The 21,809-nt window shown below is 55.0% G+C and carries 19 protein-coding genes; 5 read left to right on the top strand and 14 right to left on the bottom strand.

Features of this window, described 5'->3' with window-relative positions; translation table 11 throughout:
- Positions 1–15: 15 nt before the first annotated feature.
- Entirely contained in the window at positions 16–474 is a 459-nt protein-coding gene (locus tag ABVT36_RS02120) for a hypothetical protein (protein WP_367152026.1), read from the bottom strand.
- A 737-nt stretch (positions 475–1,211) separates the two neighbouring features.
- On the opposite strand from ABVT36_RS02120, the gene ABVT36_RS02115 reads away from it, so the two are divergent.
- The gene (locus ABVT36_RS02115; RefSeq protein WP_368455034.1) at positions 1,212–1,361 is read left to right on the top strand and encodes a hypothetical protein; all 150 of its coding nucleotides are present in this window, start codon (positions 1,212–1,214) and stop codon (positions 1,359–1,361) included.
- Between the two features lie 47 nt (positions 1,362–1,408).
- On the opposite strand, the gene ABVT36_RS02110 is transcribed toward ABVT36_RS02115, so the two are convergent.
- The 6 genes from ABVT36_RS02110 to ABVT36_RS02085 all read right to left on the bottom strand — a co-directional run bounded on the left by ABVT36_RS02110 (position 1,409) and on the right by ABVT36_RS02085 (position 9,069).
- Complete coding sequence (locus ABVT36_RS02110; protein ID WP_367152027.1) at positions 1,409–1,762, bottom strand: hypothetical protein; 354 nt, start codon at positions 1,760–1,762, stop codon at positions 1,409–1,411.
- 626 nt (positions 1,763–2,388) lie between these two features.
- A complete protein-coding gene (locus ABVT36_RS02105) occupies positions 2,389–2,865 on the bottom strand; it encodes a hypothetical protein (protein ID WP_368455033.1) in 477 nt (158 codons plus the stop codon).
- A 162-nt stretch (positions 2,866–3,027) separates the two neighbouring features.
- Positions 3,028–3,678, bottom strand: coding sequence for an OmpA family protein (locus ABVT36_RS02100; RefSeq protein ID WP_368455032.1), 651 nt, complete (start codon positions 3,676–3,678; stop codon positions 3,028–3,030).
- Positions 3,679–4,357: 679 nt separating this feature from the next.
- Positions 4,358–7,072: a pyruvate dehydrogenase (acetyl-transferring), homodimeric type gene (gene aceE, locus ABVT36_RS02095; protein ID WP_368455031.1), complete on the bottom strand. Its 2,715-nt coding sequence runs from the start codon at positions 7,070–7,072 to the stop codon at positions 4,358–4,360.
- Between the two features lie 135 nt (positions 7,073–7,207).
- The gene (gene megL, locus ABVT36_RS02090; protein ID WP_368455030.1) at positions 7,208–8,392 is read right to left on the bottom strand and encodes a methionine gamma-lyase; all 1,185 of its coding nucleotides are present in this window, start codon (positions 8,390–8,392) and stop codon (positions 7,208–7,210) included.
- A 194-nt stretch (positions 8,393–8,586) separates the two neighbouring features.
- Positions 8,587–9,069, bottom strand: a complete 483-nt coding sequence (locus ABVT36_RS02085) for an Lrp/AsnC family transcriptional regulator (RefSeq protein WP_368455029.1) — start codon at positions 9,067–9,069, stop codon at positions 8,587–8,589.
- A 1,017-nt stretch (positions 9,070–10,086) separates the two neighbouring features.
- Between ABVT36_RS02085 and ABVT36_RS02080 the strand changes: the two genes are divergently transcribed.
- Both ABVT36_RS02080 and ABVT36_RS02075 read left to right on the top strand, forming a co-directional pair.
- Positions 10,087–10,965, top strand: coding sequence for a DUF417 family protein (locus ABVT36_RS02080; protein ID WP_368455028.1), 879 nt, complete (start codon positions 10,087–10,089; stop codon positions 10,963–10,965).
- Between the two features lie 1,068 nt (positions 10,966–12,033).
- Positions 12,034–12,591 (top strand): hypothetical protein, encoded by a 558-nt coding sequence (locus tag ABVT36_RS02075; protein ID WP_368455027.1) that lies wholly within the window; start codon positions 12,034–12,036, stop codon positions 12,589–12,591.
- A gap of 181 nt (positions 12,592–12,772) precedes the next feature.
- On the opposite strand, the gene ABVT36_RS02070 is transcribed toward ABVT36_RS02075, so the two are convergent.
- The 6 genes from ABVT36_RS02070 to prmB all read right to left on the bottom strand — a co-directional run bounded on the left by ABVT36_RS02070 (position 12,773) and on the right by prmB (position 19,764).
- Positions 12,773–14,752: an alkyl/aryl-sulfatase gene (locus ABVT36_RS02070; RefSeq protein ID WP_368455026.1), complete on the bottom strand. Its 1,980-nt coding sequence runs from the start codon at positions 14,750–14,752 to the stop codon at positions 12,773–12,775.
- 472 nt (positions 14,753–15,224) lie between these two features.
- Positions 15,225–15,539 carry a hypothetical protein gene (locus ABVT36_RS02065; protein ID WP_368455025.1) on the bottom strand — a complete coding sequence of 105 codons (315 nt, stop codon included), beginning with the start codon at positions 15,537–15,539 and terminating at the stop codon, positions 15,225–15,227.
- A gap of 96 nt (positions 15,540–15,635) precedes the next feature.
- Positions 15,636–16,163 (bottom strand): hypothetical protein, encoded by a 528-nt coding sequence (locus ABVT36_RS02060; protein WP_368455024.1) that lies wholly within the window; start codon positions 16,161–16,163, stop codon positions 15,636–15,638.
- A gap of 567 nt (positions 16,164–16,730) precedes the next feature.
- A complete protein-coding gene (locus tag ABVT36_RS02055) occupies positions 16,731–17,531 on the bottom strand; it encodes a tetratricopeptide repeat protein (RefSeq protein ID WP_368455023.1) in 801 nt (266 codons plus the stop codon).
- A gap of 116 nt (positions 17,532–17,647) precedes the next feature.
- Positions 17,648–18,736, bottom strand: coding sequence for a chorismate synthase (aroC, locus tag ABVT36_RS02050; RefSeq protein ID WP_368455022.1), 1,089 nt, complete (start codon positions 18,734–18,736; stop codon positions 17,648–17,650).
- Between the two features lie 104 nt (positions 18,737–18,840).
- Positions 18,841–19,764, bottom strand: coding sequence for a 50S ribosomal protein L3 N(5)-glutamine methyltransferase (gene prmB / locus ABVT36_RS02045; RefSeq protein ID WP_368455064.1), 924 nt, complete (start codon positions 19,762–19,764; stop codon positions 18,841–18,843).
- 166 nt (positions 19,765–19,930) lie between these two features.
- On the opposite strand from prmB, the gene folE reads away from it, so the two are divergent.
- Together folE and ABVT36_RS02035 are read left to right on the top strand one after the other, a co-directional pair.
- Positions 19,931–20,470 carry a GTP cyclohydrolase I FolE gene (gene folE, locus ABVT36_RS02040; RefSeq protein WP_368455021.1) on the top strand — a complete coding sequence of 180 codons (540 nt, stop codon included), beginning with the start codon at positions 19,931–19,933 and terminating at the stop codon, positions 20,468–20,470.
- 60 nt (positions 20,471–20,530) lie between these two features.
- Positions 20,531–20,875 carry a 5-carboxymethyl-2-hydroxymuconate Delta-isomerase gene (locus ABVT36_RS02035; protein ID WP_368455020.1) on the top strand — a complete coding sequence of 115 codons (345 nt, stop codon included), beginning with the start codon at positions 20,531–20,533 and terminating at the stop codon, positions 20,873–20,875.
- 39 nt (positions 20,876–20,914) lie between these two features.
- Here ABVT36_RS02035 and ABVT36_RS02030 read toward each other — a convergent pair whose 3' ends face one another.
- Positions 20,915–21,793, bottom strand: coding sequence for an alpha/beta fold hydrolase (locus ABVT36_RS02030; protein WP_368455019.1), 879 nt, complete (start codon positions 21,791–21,793; stop codon positions 20,915–20,917).
- Positions 21,794–21,809: the final 16 nt, after the last annotated feature.

Below are 21,809 nucleotides of genomic sequence, written 5' to 3'. Positions count from 1 at the left end.
CGGGCGCCGCCCGTATCAGTTTTGCGGTTCGTCCTTTTGCATATCCTCGTTTTGCATTTCTTCGTCCTCTTTTTTCATCTCCTCCGTAAAATCCTTACCGCGAATCTCGTCCGCCGCTTTACCGGCCGCATCCTCCACGTCGTCAACGCCTTTTTTCGCCGCATCACCGACATCTTTCAGGGCGTCGCCGGTTTTATCGGCGGCGTCCTCCACGGCGGAACCCGTATCCCTGGCGGCGTCTTTGAGGGCGCTTCCGGTGTCGCGCATCGCATCCTTGGTCTTGTCCATCATGCGGGAGGAATCCGAATCCGGCGGTGTCTCGGTATCGAGGGGCGCCGACTTCTCTTCCATCGATTCGCTCGATGGCTGGTCCATAGAATCGTAGGCGTCCTTGGCCTTGTGATCACCGCCTCGCGACATGAAGTAGCCGATGATCAACAGTAAAATGATCAGTGGAAGCAGTAGCTTTTTCATAAACCCACCTTTGGCACGACCCCTGACTGTTACATAAACATAATTGCGACATTCCTGTAGGGACAGCACTTGCTGCCACCGCACCGGAAACCCTTATACCGGCTCCGGCCCGGCGCCGCATTCACAGGGGCCCTACTTCAACACCATGACGCCGGAACAGTCTTCACCGCTGGGGAGGCTCCGGAAGAGGTTGGCGCCAACATTGATAAGAATAACCCGCCCAGTGGGTTCTTCAAGGCACATACTCCCCCTGGCCAAGTCTGGATCGCTGTATGCATCCCGCCTGATATGAAAAAAAGTATGATTGCCGCGCCAGTGGCGGGATTCCGCTGCTTAGGAATGCGCGGACATTGGGTCACCCGGGCCTATATCTAAAATGCACTACCGCAGGATAGTGACTGGCTGTCGCCAATATGAATCAGGCCGGCCTGTTATTTCAGGGGGTGGTTCACTAACAGGCTGTTGAAATTCAAGGAATTTCGACGCCTGGAACCGGAATATGGATGTTCCGGCAAAATCGACGACGCCTAAGCCGTTGATTTTGGAAGAAAAGTGAAAATCACATTTTTCGCTTTACGTGTTTTGAAACAGGCAGGATGCCTTTTTCAACAACCTGCTAGGGCACAGGGATATGCCACTTCCGGGCGGACGCAGGCACTGGTCTTTGAAAAGCAAGCGATTCAACTTAATTGCGCAGGTTTAAAGATTGGCAATCCTATCGATGAGGAATCGATCTATTGGATGACTGGATCAGTCAAAAGTTTATTGCAGCCCACTGGGTCAAAGAGATATCACCAAGAGCAGACGATCCGATCCCAGGGCAGTTCAATCAAAATTTATCGGGGGAATTACCAAAAATTTTCAACAGACAAATGCTGTACCTCTAATCAACCCAGTGTAAGGAAACTTCTTACACCGGGCAGGTACCTATTACTTACTTATTCAGTTCTGCAAGATTGGTGCAGGTATACATAATAGAGGTTGGACTACTGGTACTGATACCATTCAAGGTCATCGGCTCATCGACATATATATAATCAGCGTTGACTGAAACAGCTTTCTCCAGTGAAAATTCCACACAGCGATCATGTGCAGATTTCATAGTGAAATTAGTATAAGGGCAGCTTACTTCAGCAACTTTAGTACAGTTTTCACTATCCTTGGGAGGTAATTGCGATGATATCATCGCCGACTCAACACCGGGTACAGGCTTTCTAACCGCGGATTCGATGGCAGCGCAAGCGGTTGTTAAAAGAGCAACGAGTATTAAAAGAACAGAGCTTCTCATTTCATATCCTTAATGACAGTTATTTTTTTAAATAATGGCTTATGCCTATAAAAAAGAGGCAGCCTTCAGGTAGGACTGCCACATTTATATCCCGGCCATGGCAACTATTGTCGCAAAAACCATCATCGGATAATACCCTTCTATTTATTGATTTTTTAGGAAAAGCAAGCCTTCCTGTCAAAATAACAACCACGATGATTGCAGCTTCCTTTGGCATCTGGGCACATCATCTGTTAATCGGACACACTTCCTCATAGGCATCCGGTGTCAGCAATAACTCACCAGCCATGGAAGTTGAGTGACAAGCAGTGACATCTGAAATCAATTTGCCACTAGCAGGCTGTTGAAAAAGTGTTTTTCAGCAGCCTGCTTTCCCGAACAGGGATGTTCGGGCCGCAAATCAAGCATGTAACTGCTTGATTTGTCGTGGAGGGTTTGCGGACAAGCGCCGCAAACCCGGGTTGAGGAAAGCCAGGGAGGGCTTTTTCAACAACCTGCTAGGCAAGGAATGAAGAAGGGGGGGCCGGGCTGGGTTCATTTTATCGGGTATTGCAGTGATCAACCCGGCAACTTATTTAGGGCTAATGACAACCACCGAAAAGGCGTGAGACCGGCATCCGCTGCGGCTATCCGCGTCCCTCTCCCTCGCGCAGCAGGGCCAGCAGTGGTCCGGCCTTGTCTCCGGGGACAGCGGCGTCACAGCTGTTGAGTTGCAGGCGTCCCATACTGTCGGCGCTGGCAAAAATCAGGTAGCGGCTACCCTGCACCAGTTTTTTGTCGCAGTCGGTGAGTCCCAGGCGAAAAGCGATCAGCTCCCCCGCCCGCCCCTTCCACACCCGCTGTGAAACGGCGGAATAAACATATCCCAGAACCGCCACCATACCCGGTTCGGAAAGCGCATGGTCGATGTCCCGGTGGACACTGTTCACCTGCACTTCCGCCACCAGCTCTGCGGCGGCAAAGCGCTTGTTGAAGCTATCTGCCGACACCTGTGGCTCGCCCGCAGATTCCTGCGCCTCTATTGGGAATCCCGCCATTGCCATCAGGGCAGCCGCAAAGCCCAGACAGTACCGGATCCGACGGTCGGTTGTGGAAGTGAGCACGGGCTTATCTCCTGCTGTTGGCCAGCTATTCTCAAAGCCGTTGATACCGCGACCGGTGTGTCGGGTCAAGGGGGAACCCCGGGGCAGACCCGGGGCCTGGTATTTCCGCCACGGCGTCGGAGCGCCTGGGACCGGCGGGGGCGTAGCACCCCCTGTCACGCTTTATTGGATCGGCAGCAGCTCAAGCTCCACCCGGCGGTTGGCCTGGCGGCCGGAGGCGGTGTCATTGGTGGCAATGGGATAACGCTCGCCGTAACCCACCGGCTGAATGCGCCCCCCGGCGATGCCGCGACCGGCGAAGAAATTGGCCACGGAATTGGCCCGGCGCTCACTCAGCGTTTGGTTGTAGACGTCGGTACCCCTACTGTCCGTATGGCCGCTCACACGAATGGCCGTCTTGTCGAACTCCTTGAGAACAATGGCCACGGAATCCAGGGTGCCGTAGAAGTCGCTGCGGATGTCCGCGCCATTGGTGGCAAAGGTGATGTTACCGGGCATGATCAGGCGGATATTGTCCCCCTCGCGCTGCACCCGAACCCCGGTACCTTCCAGGCGCTGACGCAGTGCCGCCTCCTGGCGATCCATGTAGTAGCCGACGCCGCCGCCAATAGCCGCACCGCCGACAGCGCCGGTAAGTGCGCCCTTCTTGCGGTCATCCTTGCTGGCGGTAGCCGCACCGATAATCGCTCCGGCAATAGCGCCGACGCCGGCGCCTTTGGCCGCGTTACTGGTTTTGCTTTCACCGGTGTAGGGGTCCAGCGTGGTACAGCCCACCAGTGAGCTCAATGCGAAAATCGCTACCCATTGCTTCATGTAAGGTTCTCCTAACTCTTCGAGTCCGTTAACGGGTGTGTGAGTAAAGCGGGCGACAAAAAGTTCGCCACACGGGGAATGAGAAGTCTGCCTGTGGCCAGCTGACTGAGAGCTGAACGTCTCATCTCGGGGCGGGAGCCTATGCGGAAAAGCACCCCGGGTCTACGAAACGGTACACACTTCTGGTGGCGGATACTACCACTGAATTCGGCGCCGGACAGATAGCGTCTTCCGGCATCACCGGACGGCCTGTGTGGTTTCCACAGCTTCTGTGGATAACTCTGTGCGTTAATCTTAAATACCCGGTGCAACACGGTGCTATCTCTGGTGAAGACCGGATTGACCAAATATTACACAGCAAAATTTTTTTCTTATTTAACAATAAGTTAGCTCCTGTCAAGAAGTAGGTGTGCCAATTATGCCAATATCCACGCCATCCCACCGGCGGGCCGGATCGAGTGTGGAAAAGTGATATTGGTGGTGGACTGGCGGAATAAACTGTATTACGTGGAATGGGCGTCACCGCCCAGTGGAATAAGCGTCACACAGCAGTCTCAAACCCTTGGGCTGCCCCTGCGGGCGGGTTATATTGGGACAATATCGGCCGCCTTTGCGAGCCGGCGGCCTGCGGGAGTCGATGAACTGATTTCTTCGATGGCGGGAATAGGGCGGCACCCAGTCACCCACCGGATTCCCCACCCAGAAATTCATTTTCCATCGCGCGGGGAAACCCATCGAAGACGCCCAGCTCGGTACCCCAGAGCCTCAGGTTGTCCGCGCTTACCTCTCCCTGGTCACAGAGCGCCGCCAGTGCCGCATAGGCGATACTGGCCGCATCCACCTCAAAATACTGGCGCAAATGCTCGCGCGATTCACACACCCCGAAACCGTCGGTGCCCAGAGTGGCATAGGGACCGGGCACCCAGCGCGATATGCTGGCGGGCAGAGCGCGCATATAGTCGGTGCAGGCAACTATGGGACCCTCGACGCCGGCAAGCGCTTCCTGCAGCCGGGATTGATGCCCGGTGCCGGGCTCCATCCGCTTGCGGTGTTCCACTCTCTCCGCATCCCGGGCCAGTTCGGTGTAACTGGTCACGCTCCACACACTGGCGGCAACGCCCCACTCGGCCAGTAGCTCCCGGGCCTGCAACACCTGTTGCATGATGCTGCCGCTGCCGAAAAGCTGTACCGACGCCCCCTGGCCCGCCCCGCTTTCCGCGGGCTGGAAAAGATAGATGCCCCGCTTGACACCACTTTCGATACGCGCCCTTTCCTCCGGCTCGACGGCGGGCATGGAGTAGTTTTCGTTATAGAGAGTAATATAGTAGCAAACCGGCTCGCCGCGTGTGTACATGGCCTCGATACCCTCGCGCAGGAGTATCGCCAGTTCATAGGCAAATGCGGGATCGTAACCGCGCATATTGGGCACCGTCGAAGCCAGGAGATGGGAGTGTCCATCCTGGTGCTGCAAGCCCTCGCCGTTCAGCGTGGTGCGACCGGCCGTGCCACCCAGCAGGAACCCCCGGCACATGCTGTCGGCACCACTCCAGATCATGTCCCCCACGCGCTGAAAGCCGAACATACTGTAGAAGATATACATGGGGATGGTTGGAATACCGTGGTTGGCATAGGCGGTGCCGGCGGCCAGAAAGGAGGCCATAGCGCCCGCTTCACAGATTCCCTCCTGCAGAATCTGTCCGTCCTCCGCCTCCCGGTAGGGCGACAGGCTGTCGGCGTCCACCGGCTGGTATTGCTGTCCGCCGGGGGCGTAGATGCCCGCTTCCCGGAACAGCGCCTCCATCCCAAAAGTACGTGCCTCGTCCGGCACTATGGGGACCAGGTACTTACCGATTCCCCTGTCCTTGAGCAGCCTGGCCATAATACGCACCGCCGCCATGGTGGTGGAGAGGGCACGGTCGCCACTGCCGTTAAAAAAGTCGTCCAGCAGTGCGCGGTCCGGCGCCGGCAGCGGGGCGCAATCCACCCGCCGGTAAGGCATAGCCCCCCCAAGGGCGCGGCGCCTTTGGCGCAGGTAGCAGGCTTCTTCGGAGTCCTCCGCCGGGCGGTAGAAATCAGCCCTGGCCAGCGCCTCATCCGCGAGCGGGATACCCAGCTGCTGGCCGATGGCGATACGCTCCGCGGCGGAAAACTGTTTCTTTTGATGGGCGGTGTTCCTGCCCTGGGTGGAGGCACCCAGGCCATCCCCTTTGACGGTTTTGACCAGTATCACCGTGGGTCTGCCGCTGGTTTGCGCCGCGCGGGCAAAAGCCGCGTAGAGTTTTTTCGGGTCTTGGCCACCGCGCCGGATTTCACCCACCTCCTCATCAGTCAGGCTGCTCATCAGCGCCGCGAGTTCCGGCGAGTTCTCCACCCAGTGCTGGCGCTGGGCGCCGCCGGACCGGGTGGAGTACATTTGGTAATCTCCATCCAGGGCCTGGTCCATGCGTTTTTGCAGCACACCCAAGCGGTCATTTTGCAGCAGCGTATCCCAGCCACCGCCCCAGACCACCTTGATCACCTGCCAGCCGGCGCCGCGAAAACTCCGCTCCAGTTCCTGGATGATTTTTCCATTGCCGCGCACCGGCCCGTCCAGCCGCTGCAGATTGCAGTTCACCACCAGTACCAGATTGTCCAGCTGTTCCCGCGCGGCGATATTGATGGTGCCCAGCACTTCCGGTTCGTCCGCCTCACCGTCGCCGATAAAATTCCAGACCTTGCCGCCGTTGTCCGGTTTCAGTCCGCGGGCTTGCAGGTATTTTGCAAAACGGGCCTGGTAGATGGCGGAAGCGGTCGAAAGCCCCATGGAAGCGGTTGGCGCCTGCCAGAATCCGGGCATCTGACGCGGGTGCGGATAGGACGGAAGGCCGCCGCCCGGCTGCAGCTGACGGCGGAAATTCCCCAACTGCCGCTCCGTCAGCCGTCCCTCCATAAAAGCGCGCGCATAGATGCCGGGGGCCGCGTGGGCCTGCACATTGAGCAGGTCGCCCCCGTAGTCCGAATCCCGACAGCGAAAGAAGTGGTTAAAACCCACATCCAGCATGGTGGCGGCGGAAGCGTAGGTGGCGATGTGGCCACCCACCCCGGCACCGCTGTCGGCGGCCTGTAATACCATAGCCAGGGCGTTCCAGCGGATCATTTTCTCGATGCGCTGTTCAAGCTGCAGGTTACCGGGATAAGCGGGCTGTTGAGATAATGGAATAGTGTTGCGGTAGGGTGTATTGAGCGGCACCCCATCCGGCTGTATACCACTCCCGACCAACCGTTCCTGCAGCGCACAGAGTATTTCCCGCGCGCGCCCGGCACCCTGGCACCGCAGAATATCGTCCAGGGATTCCAGCCATTCCGCTAGTTCCAAATCGCCATCGCCATTGAAGGCGTGCGGATTCAATTGCATATTCACGCTGCGCGATTACCCGTTCAGTTTGTGTCGGCAATTCCCCATCGCCGCCTGTGGTTGGGTACCACATCAGTATGAATCAGCACTGCGCGGCGGCGACAGCATTATTTTTCCGGGGGAAGTGGGCCCCTGTCAGGCGATAGTGGCCAGGGCCTGATCCAGGTCCGCCAGAATATCCTCGGCGTTTTCCAGCCCCACCGCCAGCCGGATCAGCGTGCGGGAAATTCCCGCCGCCGCCAGTTCCTCCGGCTCGTAGGTGGAGTGGGTCATGGACGCCGGGTGCTGGATCAAAGTCTCGGCATCACCCAGGCTGACCGCGCGCTTGCACAATTGCAATTGGTTGATAAAGGCCACCGCCTGCTCAAAGCTGCACTGCAGTTCAAACGCCATCACTCCTCCGGCACCCTGCATCTGGCTGCCCAGCAGGCGGTAGCCGGGATGATCCGGGAGACCGGGATAATAGATTTTTGCGATGGCGCTGTGCCCCTGCAGGTATTCGGCCACCCGCTGCGCATTCTCGCAGTGGCGCTGTACGCGCAGATGCAGGGTTTTCAGGCCGCGGATAATAAGCCACGCATCGTTGGGGCTGATCACCGCGCCCATGTCCTTGCGGGTGGTCATTTTGATCTGATCCACCAGTTCGCGGGAACCACACAGAATGCCAGCCACCACGTCCCCGTGCCCGTTCAGGTATTTGGTGGCGGAGTGCAAAACCAGGTCGATGCCGTGGGTCGCCGGGCGCTGCAGGATGGGCGACAGGAAAGTGTTGTCGATAATGGTGGTGATACCCCGCTCCCGGCCTATGGCTCCTATGACATCCAGGTCGATCACTGTCAGGCAGGGATTGATTGGCGTCTCGCCGTAAATCACTTTGGTATTCGGCTGAATAGCGGCGCGCAGCTTCTGCTCGTCCGCCAGGTCCACAAAGCTGACCTCTATGCCCAGCGCCGGCAGCTGATGACTGAACAGCGCAAAGGTACAGCCGTAGAGGCGGTGGGAAGTGATCAGGTGGTCGCCGGCTTTCAACAGGCCGAAAACCGCCGCGGAAACGGCACCCATACCGGAACCGAAAGCGGCCGCCGCCTCGGTTTCCTCCAGTATCGCCATGCGGGCTTCCAGTTCATCCACCGTGGGGTTGCCCAGCCTGGAATAGATGTGGCCATGAGTATCGCCGGCAAAGCGGTCCGCGCCCTGCTGCACATCGTCGAACACAAAGGTGGAAGTCTGGTAGATGGGCGTCGACAGGGGGCCGTGCTCGCCCTGGGACGGTTTGCCACCGTGAATCGCGTTGGTTTCGATATTGTTAGATTTCCACATGTGTGCCTCTTATGGTTTTCAGCTAGGCCCTAGCAGGCTGTTGAAATTCGAAGAATTTCGACGCCTGGTACCGGAATATGGATGTTCCGGAAAAATCGGCGACGCCTAAGTCGTTGATTTTGGGAGAAAAGTGAAAATCACATTTTTCACTTTTCGTGTTTTGAAACAGGCAGGATGCCTTTTTCAACAACCTGCTAGAGTTCCGGCAGGTCCAGCTGGGTTGTCTGCTTGAGCGCCTTCAACACTATGCTGGTATGAATCCTGGCAATGCCCGGGAGAGGTATCAGCCGTGTGGCAATAAACTGGTCGAGCGCGCGGTTGTTCACCGTGGATACCTTGAGCATATAGTCGTACTCACCGGTGACATGGAAGCACTCCAGCACTTCCGGCATGGCCACCAGGCTCTCCAGTACCCCCGCAATGCGCTGGTGCTGGTGCAACTCCAGAGCGATCTCAATCAGTGCCAGGTTGTCGTGGCCCAGCTTTGCCCGGTTGAGCATCGCCGCATAGCCGCTGATATAACCCTCCTCCTCCAGCCGCCGGACCCGCGCCAGTGTCGCCGGTGGCGACAGGTGCACCCGGTCCGACAGGGCCACATTACTGATGCGCCCGTCAGCCTGCAGCACCCGCAGAATGGCGATGTCGGTGCGATCCAACGACGAAGCTGAGTTTAACATTGGGAGTCCTTTGCAGATTTAAGTTAAGTAAAAATAAGTATATTCCGAATATTATTAAGTTTCAGTACCAAAAACACCACAAGAACGAAAAATATTCTGCCGGAGAATTGGCCCTTTTGCCGATTGTTAGGTCTCCATAGTCACGGGGGGCGGGTCCCTTGTAGCGGGCCCATGGGATTTGCAGAGGCAGGCGCAAGGCACCACTGGAAACCCGGCAGCTTGCGGCATTGAAAAGAAGCGGGTTTGGCCTCTGTGGATCTCCAGATATGGGACACCCTGGCAGGTTGTTGAAAAAGCCTTCCCTGGCTTTCCTCAACCCGGGTTTGCGGCGCATGTCCGCAAACCCTCCACGACAAATCAAGCAGTTACATGCTTGATTTGCGGCCCGAACATCCCTGTTCGGGACAGCAGGCTGCTGAAAAACACTTTTTCAACAGCCTGCTAAAGGCTTTCCCTAAACCCGGAATCAGATCCAACACATAAGATAGAGAAGAAGCTACAAACAGATGGCTTGAGGCGCCGTTTAAGCGGCAAAACGCACCAAGGCTAATGAAAGGTACTGTACCCTTGGATTTGCCGACAAATTGACCAGGCGAATGATTTTTTAACCAAACTCAATCCCGAGTGTAGGGATTTGGCAATAATTGAAATTTTTATGGCCAGTCCGGTAAGTATTTGGGACTTTTTAAGACAAAGAGTTCTGAATGGCAATTTGTGCCACAAAGACAGTTTGCATGCCTGGATAGGCCTGAGCGTAGAAGCAGGGTTATCTCAGTAAGCGTAAATAGGCCCTGGCAGGTTACTTAAAAAATCTTGGTCAGCAGCCTTCTGTCCCGAACAGGAATCTTTGGGGCACAAATCAGGCGAGTAGCAGCTTGTCCTGTCGTCGAAGGTTTGCGGACAGGCACCGCAAACCCGGGTTGCTAAAAGCCAGGCAAGGCTTTTTCAACATGCGCTTAAAAGGCTCCGGCAAATTCGCCCCTGCCTCATTGTTTCCCGAACAAAGGAGTTTGATGCATGAATCTTTCCTATTTTTTTAACATCCCCGCGCGTCACGTCAATGCCGTCGCCAATTGGACAGTGGTTGGGTATCTCCTCTGGACAGGCATACTTTCATTTGGAGAAACCGGTACCCAGCTGATCACTAACTGGTTCAGCGGGCACATCCTGTTCTCCGGCTTCGATAGCACATGGGTACTGATGGCCTGGCTGATTGGCGGCTTGAAACTCCTCACCGCGATTGGCCTCAGCCAGCCAAACCGGCACAGTACCAGTTATCAATGGGCGGCGCTGGCGGCCTTCATACTCTTTATCGCCCCCACAACGCTTCTACTGACCAACCCGGTTTGGGTAGAGTCCTATGGTGGCTTTCCCATTATTGGCTCGGGCCAGGGGATCATAAAGTACTTCTCCATGGCCGGTGTGGCGCTTTATTTGTATGCCCTGGCCACTTCATCACAAAAATGCCAGCGCATAGCGGTTTGGCTCTGCATATTCGGCGTAGCCATTGTGATGGGATGGATCGGCGCCATGAAATTCTTTGAGTTCGAAGCCCAGGGAATTTCCCGCTTGATGCAAACCAATATTCTGTTCTCCTGGACTTACACCCTCTGGAGCACCCAGGGCGCGTCAAACTTTATTGGTATTGTGGAGATTATTTTCCTGCTGGCGCTCCTGTGCGCGCCCCTATCCAGGTACATCGGCCTGTTTGGACTGGCGGGCATATTCGCCACAGCCTTCGGGACCACAACCTTTATTCTCAACACCCCCGGGTACGAGGGTTTTCTCCTTAACCTCAACAGCACCGGCCAGTTTATTATTAAGGACTGGTTATTGTTTGCCGCCGCGCTGATATTCTATACCTCAGTAGCCAAGCGGAAACCTGGGCCGGCTTGAGCTGCCGGGTCGATTAGGGACAAAAGAGAATTTTCACAGGGATTGTGTCCAGGGCCTGTTTACACTGTACCTACCTGGAAACTGATTCCCGCCATCCCCCCAATCGCAGCCTCCGGATTGAGCCATTTTTCCGGAGGCTTGGGGGCCAACTTTCCCCACAAGTAGCTTAGATGTTAAGCTCTCCAGTCCAGAAAATCCCCTCAGCTCAATCTCACCTTCACTCCCGCCTTTTATAGAAATTTAAAGCTATTTTTACGGATGAAAATCAGTACCCATAGGATTTTTGCAAAGGAAATTTAATCCAGAAATACTCTAAGGGAATGCTTTGACTGGCCCATAAAATTCTAGTCACCTCTACTCAAATATCGTTGAGCAATAGATAAAGAAAAATCTATTATTTTTTCAAGTATGACAAGTGTGGAAAAACAGTAATTTAACTCCTTCCCTTATTACTGAAATAACTTTTTTCCAGATTCCAAAAACCGACAAGCGATTGTAAAAAAACTTAAAAATTGAGAAGAGATACTGCGGAAACGTGCAGAAACAGCTTGGCTTTTTATTCAATATAAGGTTATCTGGGTACGCGAAGTTCGCACACACATATAAAATATTATCCGAATAAAATATTCAAAAATGGATAAGAGTACAGACAGTGCTGAAAACAACAAAAATAAGAGCAGAAACTGTGTGGTTTTATTGCGCTCAATACAGCAACCGGCAAGGAGGAAATTTTTAACCAAAAACACCTCAAGCGAAAAGTGTGAGTTTCAGGAAAAAATAGTTTTTTAACAACCTGTTAGTACAAGTCACGTCTATATTGACAATCGGTTGAGCCGGGTTTGTGGCGTAAAGGCTGAAACGACTGTCGGTATGTGGTCCAGACAGCGCTTGATGACTCGGCCTGAATGAAGTCTGCCATTCATTACTCGTTGCCTGGATTTGTTGGGGCCTATGGGGCGATTGCCAGCGGCTTTATTTTTTTCCTGTGGTTACAGGGCAATAAATTCAGAGCTGTCAATTGATTTCATACGGCACCTTGTTTTGTTTAATAATAAGGTGGAAATCAAAATGAAAAAAATACTAATAGCGGTAGCGTTGTTAATGCCCGGCTTTGCCATAGCCGTGCCGGATACCTGGATTGAGGTGTTTGATGGTGGCGGTGTCCTGGTGGGCCATGTTACGGAAGTGAAAGTAGGTGGCCAGGGTCTCAATACCCCCACCACCGGCTGGGTGCGCGGGCTGAGTACCGCCTTCGATCCGGCTACCGGCGGTGAATTGGGCACCTTCCGGTTTGTGGCGGATATGATGATGGCCACGCACCACAATCGCATCTATTTCACCGGGGCCGGCTGTGCAGCCGGTGGCGGGCCTATTTACTTTGTGGTGGAGGACGACCCGGCACCCGCAGATACCATGAATGCGGAAGGCCGTGCAGCCATGTGGATGAATGCCGAGTGGGCCACTGCGCCCCTACCCGCCGGGCCCATGCCCCCCGCCGCCGCCTATATGGACCCCTTTGGCCCCTGCCTCCCCAACCCCCTCGGTGTGCTGCCCGGCGCAGTCTCCCAATACCGTATGGGTGCGGGTATCGTGCGCCCATACGCACCGCCATTCGGCGTTATGTAAAGAAGCTTCCCTCGGGCCTAACAGGCTGTTGAAAAAGTTTTTTCAGCAGCCTGTTGTCCCGAACAGGGATGTTGGGGCCGCAAATCAAGTATGTAACTGCTTGATTTGTCGTGGAGGGTTTGCGGACATGCGCCGCAAACCCAGGTTGAGGAAAGCCAGGGAGGGCTTTTCCAACAACCTGCTAGGGAGTAACAAGATTAAAATTCGGGTCAAACTGATCGAACAGCCTGCCAAATTTAACCAGTGCCAGGGGATTGCCACTTACTTTCAGGCGACCCTTCGCGATCAGGGCTGGGGCGCCTACCAGCCCACCAAACATCAGGCGCAGATCCCTGCTGCTGAGGGCCAGGCTGGCTGAGGGGGCATCGGAATGTCGATTCGGATAGCCATGCAACACTCCATTTTGCACTACCAGCAGATATTTCTGTCCGCTATCGGTCATATCGATATTGAGGAAAATCTCCGTATTGGCCGCCTTCTCACCATTGAGGCGCACTGCCATGGCGTCGAACAATAACTGCAGGGGTACCTGGGCGACAATCTCCTCTGGGGGTAACACGGCTTCACGAACATCGACCCCCTGGCGCAACTCCCTGGCCCCGGAAAGATAAAAGTTTCGCCAGATGCCGGACTCGGCCTGGTAACCCAACTGCTCGAAGCTGTCCGCCAGCAGATAGCGCGCCTGCTCATCCCCCGGCTCGGCAAACACCAGGTGCTTTAATACCGTGGCGACCCAGCGGTAATCACCCCCGGCAAAATCCCGCTGAGCCAGCGCCATAATTGCGTCACGCCCCCCCATATACTCGACGTAGCGCCTGGCCGCCTCCCTCTGGGGCAGTGGATGCAGATTGGCGGGGTTGCCATCGAAATAGCCCAGGTAGTGATTGTAAACCGCCTTGGCGCCAACATTGACGGTGCCGTAATAGCCTCTGTTGGCCCAGGCCCGGGACAGGCTGTCGGGCAATTCCAGCCGCTCGGCTATTTCAACCATATCATGGCCATGGTTGGCCAGGCGCAAAGTCTGGTCGTGAATATATTTATACAGGTCCCGCTGCCCGGCCAGGTAGTCCACCGCCTCATCATTGCCCCAGGTGGGCCAGTGATGGCTGCTGAACACCACCTCCGTCTGTCCGCCGAACCTCTCCAGGGCGTGTTCGATATAGCGGCTCCAGGCCAGGGCATCGCGGGTCTTGGCCCCGCGCAAAGTGTAAATATTGTGCAGGGTATGACTGGCAATCTCGCTCATGCACAGGGCTTTGAACTGGGGAAAGAAAAATACCATCTCCGCCGGCGCTTCGGCCCCCGGAGTATTGATAAACACCATTTCCACCCCATCGACCTCCAGCTCAGCGCCAGACTCGGGAATCAAAATTGTGGGCCTGGCGATTCCGCGCTCCCCGGCGGAGACCCGGTTGCCGAGACCGGATGAAACAAAGCCCTTCTCCCCCCAAGGCAGCAAATCTCCAAACTGGTAGAGTGCCCGCCGCTGCATCACATTGCCCGAGCGCACATTTTCACTGATCGCCTCCTCGGTAAAACCCTGTGGTGCAATAATGTCCACGGACCCGCTTTCCAGTTGCTCCCCGGACAGTACACCCGTCACCCCGGCGAAGTGATCCGCATGACTGTGGGTAAAGATCACCGCAGTCACAGGCCTTTCCCCCAGTACCCGGTTGGCCAGGGCCAGGCCCGCCGCCGCGGTTTCCGCAGAGGTCAGGGGGTCGATAACAATCCAACCATTTTTCCCTTCGATCAGGGACATATTGGCAAGGTCCAGGGAACGTATCTGATAGATACCGTCCACAACCTTGTAGAGACCCTGGTTAAGAGCATTGAGCTGGGCCTGGCGCCAAAGACTGGGGTTCACCGTATCCGCGGGTTCCCCCTGCAGAAACTGCATCCGGGCCAGGCCATAGACCTCCCGACCTTCAGCGTCGTTCACCTGCGCATCGGGAATGGCTGCCATAAATCCACGCCTGGCCAGCTGGAAATCCGCCCGATCGCCAAAGGGCAGTTGTTTTGCGAATGACTGGTTGTGGGCAATTGTCGCCCTGGAAGCGGGTTTAATCTCCCCATTCAGGGGCCGGGTACCCGGCTCGGTTTCCGTACCACAGGCCAGCAGGAATACAGGCAACAACGACAGTAGCAGCAAGGCACGCATGGAAACTCCCCCAGGCAGGATTGGTTTTACGCCCCAGTTTACAACAGCGCAAGGCCGCTGTGACGCCGATGGCGTTATCGCAGCCAGTCCCCTTCTTGAGCCCCGTTTAATGATCCCGCCTCTATATGGTTATTCCGCCTAACCGATTAAATTTCACTCACACAAGGACTGGATTTCCGATTGCCCCCTCTATGGATGGGATATTATGGAATACAGGGACGATCGAATTGGGTTAGCCAATTACGGCTAGAAGCCGGATAAAGGAGTTGAGTAAAAATACTATTCCGGACTTAGTGGCCTAAAGGCGTCAAGCCACTATCACCGGGGTTCCGGTTAAGTCTCTTTAGCTACTCTTTAACCTATCCGGTGACAACGCACAGGAATACAACAGCAGGCGCAGCAGAGAGTATTTGGGCCAGTCCGCCTTGGTGAAATTATATCGGCAGCTAAAGGCTTTAGTTGGATTGCCGGGCTAATAATAGATATGACTGATCAGGGGATAGTCATTGAGACAACCGTCACCCTGGATAATTACCGTCGAGCCCATAGACCTGATGGCCAGCAAGGCCGACAGCATTGCCGAAGTATTATTGTCAGCTATATCCAGAATATAATATTGCTGTTGCGAACACCCCTCCATCTCTGTCATGGATTTCAACTGTACCCGCGCAAAGTTACTGCCAATGGTCAGCTGTGAAATTTTAGCTGGTGCAGAATTGGTTAGGGCCTGTACATTACCCGTTGCTATAACAGAAAGCAGCAGTAGGCTGCAAAATCGCTTCTTCATAGTTCTATTTTCAGTTAATTCTAAGAGGATTATTGAGCAAGACAATAAACTAGCAGAAAGATTTTTCTCCGACCCTAAAATTCTTAATAATTTACTCTAGGTAGAGAAGACCGGATGTTTTTCAGTACGACGAACCAATTTAAAATGCATGACTCCAGGAATATCATTTATTGAATAGCTTACATCCAGGGTTAAATCAGCTTCAGAGCTTAAGACTTTTTGTAGCAAATCGCTCCTAACGTCAAAAAGCTGGACACTAGTTTTCATCAAATCTGAATTTTCCACTTTATTATCTAAAACCAGCTTGCGACTAATATCCCCTTGCTTTTTCCAAGAATCCCCACTAATTGCCGCCTCATGAACAACTACAGCTTTACCAGGGGACTGCGTATACAAGCCTAGCCAGACCAAATAATCTTCTCTACTTACCTCCTTCAAAGCAACAACAAACAAAACATCATTTTCTCTAAAAGGCAACAAATTTTCAGCAGAAAAGTTCAAAGATTCATAGAATGTTATTGATGGATCATGTTCATAGAAAACTATTTCAGAGGAACGACATGATGACAAGATAAATACGCATACCAATAGAAACCCTGCAACATCAGTGAACCTAACCTGCATAGAACTAATCCTACAGTTTGAATTATTGGGGTCGAGGTAAAATTGTGGCGTTTATTGTATCATGTTATTTCTTGAATTCCTCCGTCTTATCCATAACGGATACCATCGTACCGTTCATGACTAAAGTCGTTCATGATGAAGGAGTCGGCCGCTGTGAAATGCTACACGCCAACAACCGGCAAAACCTCCTATTCCGCCCCATCCTGACCATCGTACGACTCGTAGAGTATAGTCGCAATCTATAGCGGTGACCCCTTCACCGCCAATGTCCCAGTTTGGCCCAAACTAGCCGACAAGGGCATCGGCGTCAGAACGAAAGGGGTGGACATCTCGGAGTTTCTAGGCAAGTGCCAAGCTAAAAAAGGTGCTTTTTTTATAAGTATCATGGGGGCAAGAGGCGGAGCTGCTGAAGAGGTCGATTGGCCTGTATCGAAATCAGCCACTCATCTCCCGGAGCGATTAGAGAAATACATCAGCCTATGGGGCTGCTTGGCTGACACAGAATTTTGAACATAGACCGCAAAGAAAATAGCATCAAAATTTTACTTCACCTCTAAAATTCTAAATTTATTTTTTATTTTCATTTATATCTATAGGGGCTAGCAAGGAATCAAAGGGGATAGGTTCATTAATATCACCTTCTAACAAAAATCTCTTCAGCTGATCTCCCGCTAAAACCACTTTAGAATCACGCTTTTTATTTAATTCATATAAGGGCTTTCTCGAAGTTACGGCGTCAGAAAAATTTTTTCGATCAGCGTAATTATTATCTATTAAATAATTCACAAAATTCTTTGATTTTGCATGCTCAAAAGCAGACAAAATCGCAAATAATTCCGCAGAAAACTTAATATTTTGCTCAACTCCCTTTCCAAAATAATTCATCAAAGCAATATTATATGCCGAATCTAAATGTCCCATTCTCGCAGCTTTTTTAAAGAATGAATAAGCAGTTTCTAGATCAGGCTCAACACAAACACCCTGATAATAATATATTCCTTGTGTATACAAATATGCTGAGTCTTGATTTAACATAGCATCGACGACATTCTTTGCCTCACACGGCCTACCTTCGGATCTGTATTTATCTGCTAAAACTAAAGAATAGTCGTCCACTCCCAATTTTAAAACCAAAATTTCCAATTGAGTTGCACTAAGCTCTTTATCATGCCCCTCATCCAAAAAAAATTTTTTTACATCATTTTCCAACTCTTCAAGATTACAAACCTCTTTACTAAGAAATTGAGCACTTTGAACTTTGCAGTGTTTAGCAATTAATCCTTCAAAGCTTACATCATTACGCTCCTTACCAACACATTTAAAAGAAGCGACCATAAAAGTACCAAGCAGCAGTATCCATCTATTCATTGCTTCCACCAAAACTTACTTTCGGAGACTTCAGGCTTTCGTACGCAGCAATACCTACTGCCTTAACGGAATAATACCAATGCTCGAGGACTTTATTATCCCCGGCCGCCTGTACTTCAACCGACAGTGGCGACTCCGGGCTCTACATCACCATTCTGGGCCCGCTGGCGCAGTGTGTGGTCTATCAGCACCAGGGCCATCATTGCTTCGGCGATGGGAGTCGCGCGTATGCCGACGCAGGGGTCGTGGCGGCCCTTGGTCACCACTTCGATGGGGTTGCCATGAACATCGATGCTGCGGCCGGGAATCCGCAGGCTGGAGGTGGGTTTGAGGGCGATATGGGCGATGATTTCCTGGCCGCTGGAGATGCCGCCGAGTACACCGCCCGCATTGTTGGAAAGAAAGCCCTCGGGGGTGATCTCATCCCGGTGCTGGGTTCCCTTTTGCTCCACACTGGCGAACCCGGCCCCGATTTCCACACCCTTTACCGCGTTGATACTCATCAGCGCCTGGGCCAGATCCGCATCCAAACGGTCAAATACCGGCTCGCCGAGGCCGGCGGGCACCCCGGAGGCGTGTACTGAAATGCGCGCGCCGATGGAGTCGCCCTCTTTGATCAGCGCCTGCATATAGGCTTCCATCTGCGCCACCTTGTCGGCGTCGGGGCAGAAAAACGGATTCTGCTCAATCTGATCCCACTGAAGCATCTCCGCTTTGATGGGTCCCAACTGGGACAAGTAGCCGCGCACCTGGATGCCATAGCGCTGTTTGAGCCATTTCTTGGCGATGGCACCGGCGGCGACCCGCATGGCGGTCTCGCGCGCCGAGGCGCGGCCACCGCCACGATAGTCGCGCACCCCGTACTTTTGCCAGTAGGTGTAGTCCGCATGGGCGGGGCGCACTTGCTCGGCGATGTCGGTATAGTCTTTGGAGCGCTGATCGGTGTTTTTAATCAGCAGCCCTATAGGGGTGCCGGTGGTCCTGCCCTGAAACACGCCGGAAAGGATTTGGACGGCGTCGGGCTCGCGGCGCTGGGTAGTGTAGCGGGAGGTGCCGGGTTTGCGCCGGTCCAGCTCTGCCTGTATCTCTTCGACACTGATCTCCAGGCCGGGGGGGCAGCCGTCGACGATGCAACCCAGTGCTGGGCCGTGGCTTTCGCCGAAAGTGGTGACGCAAAACAATTTGCCAAAGGTGTTGCCCGACATAAATCAATTCCGTAAGTGGCGGCTAAATGGGAATGTGCAGCCGCTGGCGCATTATAGAGGAGCGAACCCCGCTGCGCTCGGGGTTCCAGTGGCCAAATGCAACTCTATCCGGCGGTGAAATAGGGTTGATAGGCCAGCAGCTCTTCGCGGCTGATAATAAAGACGCCGTGGCCGCCCTGCTCGAATTCCGGCCACAGGAAGGGCACCTGGGGGAAAGCCTGCTCCAGCGCTTCCCGGCTGTTGCCCACTTCGCACACCAGAATGCCGTCAGGTTGCAAATGCTCGGCGGCCTGGCACAACAGGCGGCGGGTAAAGTCGAGTCCGTCGTCACCGGACCCCAGTGCTATCTCCGGTTCGGCGCGGTATTCCGCCGGCATCCGGGCCAGATCCTGCGCATCCACATAGGGTGGATTGCACACAATCAGTTCATAGCTGCACTCTTCGAGGCCGGCAAACAGGTCGGAGACCAGGGCGCGCACCCGCTCGTTGAGCTGGTGGCGATTGATGTTGATCTGGGCCACTTCAACTGCATCGCTGGAAATGTCGGCCAGGTCCACCCGCGTGCCGGGGAAGGCGGCGGCGCAGGCGATACCAATACAGCCGCTGCCGCAACAGAGATCGAGGATGGACAGCGGCTCCACCTGCAGCCAGGGCTGAAAGTCGCGGCTGATCAGCTCGCCGATCGGCGAGCGGGGCACCAGCACGCGGTGGTCCACGTAGAAAGTCAGGCCGCCAAAGTGGGCTTCATGGGTGAGGTAGGGGGCGGGCAATCGCTCGTGGACGCGCCGCTCCAGCAGCGCCATGACTTCGCGGCGCTCGTCCATGGTGAGGCGCGCCTGGGCCACCTCGGGTTTGCTGTCCGGGGGCAGGTGCAGTGTGTGCATCACCAGCAACAGGGCTTCGTCCCAGGCGTTGTCGGTGCCGTGGCCGAAATAAAGGCCGGCCTCCGCAAAGCGGCTGGCGCCCCAGCGAACGAAATCCAGCAGGGTGCAAAGCTCGTGCAGGTTGGCCTCGCGCTTCTCTATCATCACTCTTATCCCCAATTGTTGCGGTTCGACCCCAAATCCACCCGGCTGTACCCTGTGCCACTGAGTCTGCGGCCGGCCGGTTCGACGGCGGACCTTTACTCCAGGGTGACAAAAGCTTAGGGTAGCGCACCCGCCCCTCGGGCCGAAAAATGGGAAGCAGGACCAGATGAACGAACACTATGCGCGAATTATCGAGGCAATCGGCGAGGATCCGCAACGTCCGGGCCTGGTGGATACCCCGGAACGCGCCGCCAAGGCGATGGCATACCTGACCCGGGGTTACCATCAGACGGTGGAGGAAGTGGTCAATGGTGCGCTGTTTCCATCGGATTGCAGCGAGATGGTGCTGGTCAAGGATATCGAGCTCTACTCACTGTGCGAACATCACCTGCTGCCTTTTATCGGCAAGGCCCATGTGGCTTATGTACCGGATGGCATGGTGGTGGGTCTGTCCAAGGTGGCGCGGATCGTGGATATGTTCGCCCGACGCCTGCAGATTCAGGAGCAACTGACGGTGGAGATCGCGCAGTCGATCCTGGAAGTCACCGGTGCCGCAGGAGTTGGGGTGATCATTGAAGCCAAGCATATGTGCATGATGATGCGCGGGGTGGAAAAGCAGAATTCGGTGATGAAAACCTCTGCCATGCTGGGTTCTTTCCGCAGCCAGCAGGCGACCCGCAACGAGTTCCTGTCCCTGATCCGCTAGGGGCTATACTGTCTGGTACAGTGAAGTGGCGTGCCAGCGCCCCGGCAGGAAAGTAAGCTCATGCCCCACCTGGTGATCGAATACGCGCAGAAGCTGGAGGAGCGGGTTTCCATCGCCGCTCTGGTGAGCAACGCCCAGCAGGCGATGGATCACTCGGGGCTCTTCGCCACCCACACCATCAAGACCCGCGCCCTGCCCTACCGGCAGTTTATCGCCGGCGACAACGGCGGCTGTTTTATTCACGCGGAAATCCGCCTGCTGGAAGGTCTCAGTGACCGGGAACGCGAGACTCTGAGTTCATCCATATTCAACTGCCTGTGCCAATTCGCCGATGGGGTGCCGGCGGTCACGGTGGAAGTGCGGGAGATGGACCCCAACTGCTACTCCAAACGGCTGCCGTTTTAGGGTTCGTTCGCACTATCAACGGACAACCCCGATAAACCTTTATCGCCCACCCTCTTCACCACGCAAAAAAGCGCCAAACCAATCCGCTACGGCCTTGGCCCCCGCCGCTTCCATATGCAAATGGTGCCCGCCGGCCATCTCCCGTACGGCGATATGGGGATACCGCTCCAGCAGCGGCCGCAGCCGCTCGATCATGTCGGCGATCCCGTCCCTGGCCAGTACCAGGCGAATGGGTACTTCCCGGGTGCGGTCCAGAAACGCGGCCACTTGGTCCCGGGTGAGCTTGGCGGTGGAGGTGGCCATGAGGCGCGGATCGCTGCTCCAGGTGAAGCCATCATCCAGCGCTTTTGTGCCCCGCTCAGCGAGGCGCTGCGCCGCCTGTTCGGAGAGCGGAAAGATGCCCTTCCTGCGCGCCTCCACTGCCTGCTGAAGGCTGTCGAATCGCCGCGGTTTACGGGCACCGTAGCGGGTGCGCTGGGCCACGGCGTGGGCGAGAATCTGCGGTGCCTCACTACTGTCTATGGGCGGGGGCACCAGCCCGTCGATCAGGGCGAGCCGCTCCACGCGATCGGGGAAGGCACCGGCGGTCAACATGGCGGCAATGGCGCCGCGGGAGTGGGCCAATAGAGAAAAGCGGCGCAGGCCCAGGGCCTGAGCGATGCCCACTACATCTTCTACTTCCTCCCAGATGTTGTAGTTGGCATCCCTGCTACGGTGATAGCTGCGGCCGTGGCCGGCCATGTCCACCGCAATCAGTTTGACCTCGCGCAACAGCGGTGCCAGCCGATCGAAACTGGCGCAATTATCCAGCCAACCGTGCAGGGCGATGACGGGAACGCCGTCCATAGGGCCCCACTGTCGTGCGGCGATGGTCTTGCGATCGAACTCCAGGACAAGCTCACGGGGGGACTGCGTCATAAACCGGCAACACTCA

This window comes from Microbulbifer sp. TYP-18, from assembly GCF_040932045.1.
In the GTDB taxonomy this organism is placed as follows: Bacteria; Pseudomonadota; Gammaproteobacteria; order Pseudomonadales; family Cellvibrionaceae; genus Microbulbifer.
Note: the sequence above shows the minus strand (reverse complement) of the source record. Positions and strands in the feature narration are given on the sequence as shown.